The organism is Affinirhizobium straminoryzae (genome assembly GCF_007004135.1).
Taxonomy (GTDB): Bacteria; Pseudomonadota; Alphaproteobacteria; order Rhizobiales; family Rhizobiaceae; genus Neorhizobium; species Neorhizobium straminoryzae.
In genome coordinates this window covers 35,704-44,367 of sequence record NZ_VJMG01000083.1, presented here as the reverse complement: position 1 = coordinate 44,367, position 8,664 = coordinate 35,704, and the positions used below count along the sequence as shown (strand labels likewise).

At 59.1% G+C, this 8,664-nt stretch carries 6 protein-coding genes and 3 pseudogenes; 2 read left to right on the top strand and 7 right to left on the bottom strand.

Annotated elements, in window-relative coordinates; genetic code table 11:
* The 6 genes and pseudogenes from FNA46_RS23755 to FNA46_RS26685 all read right to left on the bottom strand — a co-directional run.
* A partial coding sequence (locus FNA46_RS23755) for a hypothetical protein (protein WP_143127702.1) occupies nt 1–207 on the bottom strand: 207 nt, incomplete at its 3' end.
* Between the two features lie 214 nt (nt 208–421).
* Complete coding sequence (locus FNA46_RS23750) at nt 422–901, bottom strand: hypothetical protein (protein WP_143127701.1); 480 nt, start codon at nt 899–901, stop codon at nt 422–424.
* A 242-nt stretch (nt 902–1,143) separates the two neighbouring features.
* A complete protein-coding gene (locus FNA46_RS23745) occupies nt 1,144–1,605 on the bottom strand; it encodes a formyltransferase family protein (RefSeq protein WP_143127700.1) in 462 nt (153 codons plus the stop codon).
* Between the two features lie 104 nt (nt 1,606–1,709).
* The gene (locus tag FNA46_RS23740; RefSeq protein ID WP_143127699.1) at nt 1,710–3,152 is read right to left on the bottom strand and encodes a hypothetical protein; all 1,443 of its coding nucleotides are present in this window, start codon (nt 3,150–3,152) and stop codon (nt 1,710–1,712) included.
* A 483-nt stretch (nt 3,153–3,635) separates the two neighbouring features.
* A pseudogene (locus tag FNA46_RS23735) lies at nt 3,636–5,169 on the bottom strand (methyl-accepting chemotaxis protein); the annotation flags it as partial.
* Between the two features lie 6 nt (nt 5,170–5,175).
* Nucleotides 5,176–5,313: pseudogene (locus tag FNA46_RS26685) on the bottom strand (hypothetical protein); the annotation flags it as partial.
* 856 nt (nt 5,314–6,169) lie between these two features.
* On the opposite strand from FNA46_RS26685, the pseudogene FNA46_RS26480 reads away from it, so the two are divergent.
* Nucleotides 6,170–6,427: pseudogene (locus tag FNA46_RS26480) on the top strand (methyl-accepting chemotaxis protein); the annotation flags it as partial.
* A 68-nt stretch (nt 6,428–6,495) separates the two neighbouring features.
* Complete coding sequence (locus tag FNA46_RS26595; protein ID WP_281288984.1) at nt 6,496–6,627, top strand: hypothetical protein; 132 nt, start codon at nt 6,496–6,498, stop codon at nt 6,625–6,627.
* 141 nt (nt 6,628–6,768) lie between these two features.
* Here FNA46_RS26595 and FNA46_RS23725 read toward each other — a convergent pair whose 3' ends face one another.
* Nucleotides 6,769–8,613, bottom strand: a complete 1,845-nt coding sequence (locus FNA46_RS23725) for a sulfotransferase (protein WP_143127696.1) — start codon at nt 8,611–8,613, stop codon at nt 6,769–6,771.
* Nucleotides 8,614–8,664 lie beyond the last annotated feature (51 nt).

Here is an 8,664-nt window from a genome sequence, read left to right as displayed (position 1 = left end):
AAAAACCGGCAGCAGGCCATCTATCACAATGCAAGCTAATTTGAATACCCATATCCGGCGATTTATAGTGATCTCTGGCTTGCGCGACCGCTCTTCCGCCTCAGCGATAGCCATTGCAATAAGGTAGGCTAAGAGCGGTTGTCCGGCCTTTTCTGCGTGGGTCTTCGCCGCTTCCAGTTCTGCAAGGATCTGCCAGAGGTCATTCATTGGCGGACTCTTTCACCCAAACCAATGGCAGAAAGGTAGCGCGATAGTTGCCCTCTGGACAGTAGAGAAGGGGCATCACGCCCCTTGGAGTCTTTCAAGGAGCGGCCTCTTCTCCTGCCTGAATGAAGCCGTAGGTGACCCGGTGCAGGTCACTTTGCCCTCCAGATTCCGCGACGTCGGCGCCGGCAACCGCCACTAAAGTTCCGCCGCGATCTCAATCATCAACGCAGGTCGCCACACCCGTCTTGACCTTCGATGCCCACTTGGGTCCTAATACGTCCTTCGCGGGAATGGCACGGGCGCTTCCGGGTTCTCCGCGCCGAAACATGCGAATAGCAAGCTGCTGGTCATGGCTTCCGGTCGTGTATGTCATCCCCGGCGTGTAATAGGTGTTGGCGCTAAAGGAGTTGTAGTTCCCGTACCTATTCACATGCCCGTAGGTTGTGTAGCTGCCAGGCGTCTGGACGACCGAAACATTATTTTGCTGGTCGGCCGCCATGATGATGTAGCTGTCAAAGCCGTTCCGGAGCGTCTCAACTGCTGCCATCTGTTGAGCGACTTTCGCCGCTCCCGTCCCACCGCATATGGGTTCGGCACTGGTGTTGATGATCAGTTCATTCGATGACATCCGCATGGTCGACGTTTCTGTGCAGCCAGCCAGTATCAACAACGAAAAAATAGCAAAAACTCGCATGATGCCCCCAATTCTCTCTGCGAGCGATGGCTATAGAAGATTCTTTGAGGTGAAAACAGGTTTTGCATTCCGTGCCGGATTAACAGTTTCGGTCGTTGTTTTGGTGCCGGCGCGACGCTGCGTTAGACGGTCTCATTGAGACATCATGAGCATGGGTTATGCTGAGCGAACGGCATGCGTCGAATTCCAGGATCACTATCGAAGGGGCCTCGAAGCCGTCTCAAAGCCCCTTCAAACACCCTTCAAAGGATGGCCTGTTCCTCTGCCGGGATGAAGCCATAGGCGGCAAGATGGTCGGCCGCCCTGATCAGCAGTTCCAGTCCCATCGGTGCCAGTGCCTGCCGCCAAAGATCCGGCGCCTGCTCGCCGTTATGGATGAAGCACCCGTCCTGAAACGCAACCGGGCCGGCGTCCATCTCGTCGGTCAGGTGGTAGACGGTGCCGCCGGTGATGCGCTCGCCGGCTGCGATCGCGTCGGCAACGGATGTCTTTCCCCGATAGAGCGGCAGGAGCGACGGATGAAACCCGATCGCATAGCGTGCCTGTTGCCGGACCCATGCCGGCACGAACACGAAGGCATTGGCACAGATGAGGAGATCGACGGAGATGCCCGCAAGCGCGTCCAGCCCCGTCGATCCATAGAGGATGGCCGTCACATCGGCTGCCATGGCGAGGGCATAGAGGCGGTCGCTGGCGCGCGGCACGGCAACGAAGGCCTGTCGTGTTGACCGTTAAGGGCCTTGAACACTTCGGTTGACCTGAGACCCTACGTCTTACGAGTTGACGTCGCCGGCAAACCCGGCGCTGCTCAGTCGTGCCTGGCCCATTTCCCTGGGATGGCAACAACCAGAAAAACCAGAAGAAGCGCGATGAGGAAAGCGCCAATGGCGGCCTTTCCGGTTCCCGTCAACTGTTGTGGTCGGGCGATCTTGCTTCTGTAGGAATCCGTGGCGGTCGCTTCGACGATGTAGGCCGGTGTCCCCATCGACCATCTCTCGGGATAGGTGGGTATATGGATGATCTGTGTCGGATGAGGCGAACTGGCGGTATCCCAGACCTGTTTGGCACTTTCACGAAGTGAGCCTGAGGTTGCGATTGCCATCTGTGGTTCGCGCCACTCAAACAGATTCGGCGTGGCGGACATATAGACGCCGCAGAGGATGATCAGCGCCGCTTTCGCCGTCTTCGCGGGAAGATTGGATCCAGCCCAGGCCAGTACCACGCAGGTCATGATGTTCTGTGCGTAGAAATAGCGGTCGGGAAAAGTCGTCGAGTATCCCTGCAGCAGCGTGGTCAGATTGTAGCGGGTAACGATGGTTCCCATGATAACCACTGCTGCTGCTGCCAGGATGCCTGTTCCGAAACGTTTCTGTCTTTCGTCCGACGCACGAAAGGCGATCACAATCACTGCGCCGAGGGCTGCAAGCAGAAGGAGGGAGACGGTATCCGACAGAGCCGAATAAAACGGGAAGACAAATGGGTACAGAATGGATCGCGCGACCAGAGCCTCGACCAATCGCGCTGCTTGGAGTTCACCGCGATCTATGGGGGGCGCCGATCCGAAACGGATCACATAGAACAGACAGAGCAGCCCGATTGCAGACCCCATGAGGATGTCACGCACGGGCACCACTCTTTGTGCAAATTGACGTCGCACAGCAGATGCTGCGGCATGCAGACCCACCACAATAATTGCCAGCGGGTTCGTGCAGCAGCAGATATAGAGCAAGATATCCGTCATGATCCGGCTTCGGGTCGATGTCAGCTGCGTCCTCAACGCCAGCAGGAATACCGAGATCGGGAAGAACATGAAGCCAAGATTGAGCGCGCGGCCGAGCACCTCGTTGGTATGGTGACCCAGGGGCATCAGAAGGATGGCTGCCGCAATGGCCAGCCGCCATTCCGTTCTGATCCACGGCCTGAACGCCAAGAAGCCCAGCGCGGCGGTCGATGACCATAACAGGTAGGAGAGGCCGGCGATGATTTGTGGCAGATGAGCGATGCTGTCCCCGAAAGAAGCCGTGTTCAGAACGACAGCCAGGTGCAAGAGCAGGCTTTGGCCGATGGTGAGGTAATCCGCTCGGGTCCGCAAATAGGCTGCGGTCATGTTCCCCGAGAGAATGCCCGAGCTCCAGGGAGCATCCTCGCCATACAGACTTGGCACCAGCATCGGGTCAGGGTTCCTGAGGAACAGCAGGATGGCGCCAGCAAGCGCGATCAATGCAAACTGGTATTTGGCTTTGTGGCACATCGCAGGGGTGTCCTCTTTGAGGAAGCCCAATATCCAGAACCATGTGCCAAGGCAAGAAACCGTTGTGCGCGATGATTGCCGCATGCAGTGCAGATGCCGCCATCCGCGAAAGCTGCTTGTGCAACATGCGGACAATCGGCCGTGAAGGACAATGAAGGGGCGATGTCTCCCGAGATGCGCTCAAGGCGTCCGCGCACGCCGTCCGGTTGTCAGTGTCTCATCGAAAAGAAAGCGATGCCGCCCCGCACCTCGTGCGATGACGGCACCTTCACCATCCTCACCCGAAATGCCGGTCGTCCTCGTCGGGGCCGCCGAGTTCGAGGGCGAAGCCGCGGACGCGGGCTTGCTGCTGGCCGACCGATGATGCGGCGGAATCCCTGCCGGAGCGGCCTGCGGGCTTCTGGGCCGGGCGACGCGGGCCCTGTTCGGATCGGCCCGCCTGCGTTGCGGCGGTGTATTGCGCCCGGGTGCCTTCGCGGGCGGTGCGGAAGAATGCGATGGAGGTCAGCAGCTGTTCGGCCTGGCTTGCCAGTTCTTCCGAGGTTGCGTTCACCTTTTCCGATGCTGCGGCATTCTGCTGGGTTACGGTGTCGAGCTGCTGGATGGCCTGGTTGATCTGCTCGGCCCCCACATCCTGTTCACGGCAGGCGGCCGTGATCTCAGAGACGAGTTCCGCGGTTTTGCGGATATCCGGCACGAGCGCTGCCAGCATTTCGCCGGCCTCCTTGGCGGCGCGGACCGTTTCGGACGAAACGGAACCGATTTCGGCAGCTGCTGTCTGGCTGCGTTCGGCAAGCTTGCGCACTTCGGACGCGACAACCGCGAAGCCGCGGCCATGTTCGCCGGCCCGTGCAGCCTCCACAGCGGCGTTGAGGGCCAGCAGGTCGGTCTGACGTGCGATTTCCTGCACGATGGAAATGCGCTCGGCAATCGTCTGCATTGCCTCCACTGCCTTGCGCACGGCGTCTCCGGAACGTTCCGCATTCTTGGCGGACTGACGGGCGATTTTTTCGGTCTGCGATGCGTTGTCGGCGTTCTGCTTGATGTTGGCCGCCATCTGCTCCATCGAGGCCGAGGCTTCCTCCGTCGCTGCCGCCTGCTCGGAAGCCCCCTGGCTCATCTGTTCCGAACTTGCCGCCAGATCCTGGCTTCCACCAGCCACCTGGGACGAAGCGCTGTTCACCTCAAGCGCAAACTTGGCGAGGTTTTCCACGAGATCATTGATCGCATTCTTCATGCGCTGGTGATCGCCTTCGCAGGCAATCGTGACACGTTCGGTCAGGTCCCCGTTGCTGACCAGGGCCAGCACCCGGTTTCCTTCCGCAATCGGCAGAAGAATGGCATCGAGCATGCCGTTGATTCCCGAGACCAGCTTGCCGAAATCGCCGACGAAGCGGCCCGCATCGCCGCGCTCGCTGAGGCGTCCGGCGGTGGAGGCTTCGATGAGGCGCTGGATTTCCGCGATGATGGCGCGCAGGTTGCGGCGCAGCGTCTCGATCGTCTCGTTGATGAAGGCCTTCTTTCCGGGAAACTGCTCAAGGCTCGCTTCGAAATTCCCTTCGCCGAATTCCTTCACGCAGGCCATGGCCTTCTTCTTGACCGCGATATGGCCGGCCACCATGGCGTTGACACCGCGCGCCATCGACGCGAAATCGCCGCTGAACTTGTCGACGGGAACGAAGACATCGATGTCCCCACGGTCATGTTCCGCCGACATCCGGTTCATTTCGGCAATGAGGCCCTGGAGATTGCCGCGCAGGGTTTCGATCGTCTCGTTGATGAAGGCCTTCTTGCCCGGGAACGGCTCCAGCTTGGCTTCGAAATTGCCGTCGGCGAATTCCTTCACGCAGGCCATGGCCTTCTTCTTGACCGCAATATGGCCCGCCACCATGGTATTGATGCCCTGCGCAACCGTTGCAAAGTCACCCTTGAACTTGTCGATGGGCACGAAGACGTCGATGTCGCCGCGGTCGTGTTCCGCCGACATCCGGTTCATCTCGACAATCAGCCCCTTCATGTTTCGCCGCAGCGTCTCGATCGTGTCGTTGATGAAGGCCTTCTTGCCGGGGAATGGCTCGAGGCTTGCCTCGAAATTCCCGTCGCTGAATTCCTTTACACAGGCCATGGCCTTTTTCTTGACCGTTATGTGACCGGCCACCATGGCGTTGATGCCCTGCGCCATGTCGGCGAGGTCGCCCCGGAACTCGGTGACCGGGATGCGCACGTCAATGTCGCCATTGTCATGCTCTGCCGCCATCCGGCCGATCTGCCCGTTCATGACCGCGACGGGCCGCAACGCCTTGTCCAGGAGGTCATTGACGGCTGCGAGGATCTCCTGCGCTTCGCCCGTGGCCTGCGAGAGGTCGGCCCGCGCCGAGAGATCGCCTTTGTCCACAACGCTTGCGAGATGACGGATGGCCGCCGTGGCAGTGGCTGACCGAGATGACTTCTTGAAGTCCAGAAAGTTCGACATATTCGCTCCGCGGCGCAAGGGCGGCGGCTTGCCCGTCCGTCATGTATCCGGACCTGGAAAGCGCCTAATGAGCCAGCGTATATTCGAATAATTTAATGTGTGGTAAATTCAGTCGATATGGATGTGTTTTGGTGCTTTGAATGGAATTTATCATTTAATTTATCGTAATATCATTTAATTTTTTATTTAAAATCATGATATTATTTTGAATATCTATTATATCTCAATTTTATATTTTCATTGTGCGTTTCTTTGTGTGTTGTGACGTATTCAATACGTAAATTTTGATCGGTTCGTGTTCCGGCGCGACTGGTTCACGCGTTCTGAGCGTCGTCATGCGTATCGATGTTTCGCGCTGTCGTCTTGTTTCGTGAGATGTCACCTTCGCATCCAAGCCCTGGAGTGGCGTATCCCTTGTCCGGACCAAGACACGGGCACTCCGCCTGTCTGTGCTCTGCCTCGGAAGCCGGAGAGGGAACGTGATGCTTTTTCCAGTGCAACCTTAAGTTAAAAATTTCTGCTTGATAACTTTTGAGCCCAACCAATGGCGAGAGGCTTGTGGGATGGGGTTGAGGCGGCGCGTGCCGGGGAAGCTGGCAAGGGGGCGGTTGTTGCGCAGGAAGTGCGCGAACTTGCCCAGCGTTCGGCCTCTGCCGCAAAGGAAATCAAGGCGCTGATCGCGAAGTCCTCGACAAGCGTGGGACAGGGCGTCACTCTGGTTCAGAAGACCGGGCATGTGCTCTGCCAGATCGTCGAACAGGTGCAGATCGTGGACCAGAACGTGGCGGCCATCGCAACGGCCAGCCACGAAAAGGATCGCGGCATCAACGAGGTCTCCGCCGCCATCAATGCTCTGGATCAGGGCGCGCAATGCAGCGCGGCCTCCATGGGGGCAATGCGGCATCGCAGAACCTGGCACAGGAGGCCGCCAAGCTGTTCGAACTGGTTTCCCGCTTCAAGGTCTCGGCTGCGGCGGACCGCAAGCCTGCGAAAGTGGCGTGACGTGACGTGGCGTTGAACAGCGTCTGTCCGGTCCATATTGACGCCGACAGACGCTTGCTTGAACTGTTTGTGTTTGTTCTTTCGGTCTACAGGAGCCCACGTTTCCGTGGCAAACTCTGGATGGTGCCTTGAGGCTGGTCCTTACCTGCCGAGCATCAGTGCCAGTTCCCGTCTCCAGCTCTCTCGAAATCGTTCTTGAGAATAGCGGGCGGCGGTGGCCGGCCCGCGGGAGGCAATGGTCGCGGTGGATTCCGGGTGCCGGAGGCAGTGTACAAGATCCTGGGCGATGCCTGCCAGATTCGGGTAGGGCTGGACTCTGCAATTCGCACCGGATCGCACATAGTCCCGGCCGCCAAATCCGTCAAAACCAAGAACCATGGTGCCAAGCGCCATGGCCTCGAGAGGCACAAGGCCAAAGCCCTCGCAAATCGACAGGCTCACCAGGTGCTGGCGCTCCCCGAGTTTTCGGAGCAGGTCGTGCTGTCTGTATTCGCCGGCGCGCAGGATCGAGCCTTCCCAGTCGATGGCTGCCTCGGCTGCCGGATCGATGCGTCGAAGTTCCTCACGCAACCGCGCAACGAGCGCGATCTGCAACCCGCCCTCGCCCTTGAGATAAAGCCATATCGAGTTCGGTTCCCTGTTCCACCAGTCTGTGGGAGTCAGTCCCCGGGTGGATACAAACGGCGCAATGACCGGCGCCTCCACCCCATAGATGTTGGCGAGAAAATCCTGAACGAAACTGCCGACCGCCACATGCCGGTCGAACCAGCAGTCGAGCGTCGAGAAGGTGTTGAAACCCTGCACATACATCAGCTTGCGGCAATGATGGGTGAGGCCCACCGATCCGTTTGAAAAGGAAGGGTTGCACACAAGCAGATCCTGGGGGCGCAGCAGCCCGGCCAGTTCTGCGCGATCAACCGAAGCAAATGACGCAGGATAATCGAAAAATGATTGTTCTGGGCTTTCATGCCCCCATTTTACGGCATAGCACGCAAATCCCATGTCCTCGCTTGCCACGTGCCCGATTTCATAGGCCATGCGTGTTCCGCCAGCGGGGATGTAGGCGCCCATGACAAAGACCCTGGGGGGATCGGTGGTATGGGGCGCTACGGGAATGGGCATCTGCCGGGTTAGGCTGCCTTCCGCTACGGGGACCACCGTCCTCGCCGGCAGATAGGCTTCCCATCGGCGCGCGAAATCCGGATAGATTTCCTCGATCATCGGCAGAAGCGGCATCAGCCGTTTCGCCAGTGCCGAAAAATCCACCCCGACATAGCGCTGCACAGGATCGAATGCGGATTGTTCGGGATAGGCTGATCGGCCCGGGCAGATCGGAGCAAGCGTCGCGCGCGGGTTGGCGATCAGATCCTCGTAGCGCAGAAGGCGACCCTTCGGCAGCGACAGATACGTCTGCAGCTGCAGGGAGAGGAGCTTCACCTGGCGCTCCAGCGGCTCTTCGATCGCATCCAGCTGCACGCGCCAGTCGGTGGGCGCGAGGCGCTCCAGCATCGGCATCCTGCCACGGTTGATGGGCATGTCGACCGTCTGCCAGGCCGCCATCACCGCAAGCGGATCGCGCACCACCGCATAAAGCGGAAAGTGATCCACCAGCAAATCCGCGAGTGCCGTGAATTCGGCGGGATGCTTCGCGACCAGCGTGAAGTCGTCGGTCAGCGGCTTGTCGAACAGCAGGGCGCCCCGCTCTTCCAGAACGCGCCGCAGGCCTCCGTTTTCCTTGGGCGGTTCCACCCAGTTGTCCGGAATCCTGCCGCCCATATGCTTTGTCACCAGCGGCGAGCCGGCCAGGGCCTGCGAACGATAGTCGTGCATCAGCGCACGGATATGTTCGACAGCTCCCTCTCTATCCTGTCCCTGCGGCAGCGCGAAGGGCTCTGCCAGCGCAATCACATCCGGCTGTGTGTTCAGGAGCGATGCGACCAGTGTCGTGCCCGATCTTGGAAAACCAGTGATCAGAATATCAGCCATGTGTCCCCTTTCAATGCATTCGCAAATCAGACCGCAAGCAGGTTCACGCAA